Origin of the sequence: Sphingomonas sp. S2M10 (assembly GCF_012650175.1) — a bacterium.
Lineage (GTDB): Bacteria > Pseudomonadota > Alphaproteobacteria > Sphingomonadales > Sphingomonadaceae > Sphingomonas.
Window position 1 is genome coordinate 1 of sequence record NZ_JAAILI010000069.1, and the last position, 1,676, is coordinate 1,676.

The 1,676-nt window shown below is 60.6% G+C and carries 1 pseudogene; it reads left to right on the forward strand.

Going from position 1 to position 1,676, the window contains the following annotated elements:
* Positions 1–155 precede the first annotated feature (155 nt).
* Positions 156–1,449, forward strand: a pseudogene (locus tag S2M10_RS17070) (IS110 family transposase).
* The last annotated feature ends 227 nt before the right edge of the window (positions 1,450–1,676 follow it).

Here is a 1,676-nt window from a genome sequence, read left to right on the forward strand (position 1 = left end):
CCGTAGCACATTGGGAAGCGGCCCCTCGAAGGGGCGCACTGCCTTGATGAAGGCAAGGGCGCGTAGCGCCCGCAGGCTTCATCAAGGCGGTCATGATCGGCCCGCAGGTCTCTAAAGTGAAGTTGTCGACTCAACCCTTTGGAGACAGACCGACCATGACCAAGCGTAGCTCTAATCCCACCGACGCCGTGCTGGTAGCCATCGATATGTCCAAACACCGCCAGGAGGTCCTGATCGAACGTCCAGAAGGCGGACCCCGACGTCGCATGACGGTGATGGCGACAAAGGCAGATTATGATCGCCTGGCCACGGATCTTAGCGACATCGGGCGTCCGATCATCGTCGGCTTCGAGGCTACTGGTAACTACCATCGCACGCTGGCGCATCGCCTGCTGTCCGCCGGCTTCGAGTTGCGCTTGATCTCGTCCGTTGCCTTGGCTCGAACGCGCGAGGCTCTGCACAATGGCTGGGACAAGAACGATTCCAAGGATGCGCAAGTGATCCTGCACATGCTGCGGATTGGCGCCACCCAGCGATACGTCGATCCGCTCGCCGCCGGGATCAACGACCTGCAGGAGATGTCGAAAACGCACGAGGCGATCTCCAAGGCTAAGACGCAGACATGGCATCGCATCCTGACCCACTACCTGCCGCTCTATTTCCCGGAGATTGAACGCTTCGCTGGCAACAGCCGATCCGACTGGTTCCTTGCTCTGCTCGAACGATTCCCGACTCCAGCCAGCATGACTGTGCTCGGCCAGGAGACTTTCTCCCGCGAAGCATGGGACTTGGTCGGCCGCAAAGTGTCCAAAGCCCGGCTGATCAACGATATCTACGAGACCGCCTGCGCCTCCGTGGCGCTACCTGTCGACGAGGATTCCGTCTCGATCGCTATGTTCCGCATGGTGATCGCCCAAGCACGCAACCTGATCCGGCAGCGCGACGAGATCGAGCGAACGGCGCATGCCATGCTGGCCGAAAACCGCGATTATCAGCTTCTGCGCATGATCCCCGGCATTGGGCCCATCAATGCGTTGACCATTCTCGCCGAGGCAGGCGATCTACGCCGCTTCAGCCATCACCGTCAGTTCCTGAAGTTCTGCGGTCTTGATCTTGCGACCCGGCAGTCCGGTACATTCCGAGGCCGCACGATGCTGTCCAAGTACGGTAATGCGCGATTGCGGCGGACCTTTTGGATGGCTGCCCAGGTCGCCGCACGTCAGCGCAACAACAGTTTCCGCGACAAGCTCGGACGATACACTGCCGGGCACGCGGATGATGCCGATCGTCGCCGCAAGGCGATGACGGCGCTCACCGCCAAGATGGCGCGCGTTGCCCATGCCGTCATCAAGACGGGGACAGAGTACCGACCGTTCCTTGAACGGTCGGATGCCAGGTGGAAGGACCCCTCTCTGCAAGTGCCGTGAGGGCGCGAAAGCGACCCTGTAGATAATGTTCGGGCCTTCCACCTGGGTGCGTATCTCGTTCTAAGGACGGTGAGGACCACGGCCGCTTCGGCGCCGCTGGATCCTGTGTTTGCTATGGCAGGGAGCGATCCCGTTGACGGTGGAAGCCATCTGGCTCAGAATGCATGCCTCGCCGCTCAATGCCGGCGCATAGAGATCTGTTGACCAAATCTCGCTTTCCTTCGTGACCCAGGACGTTGTCGCTGACGA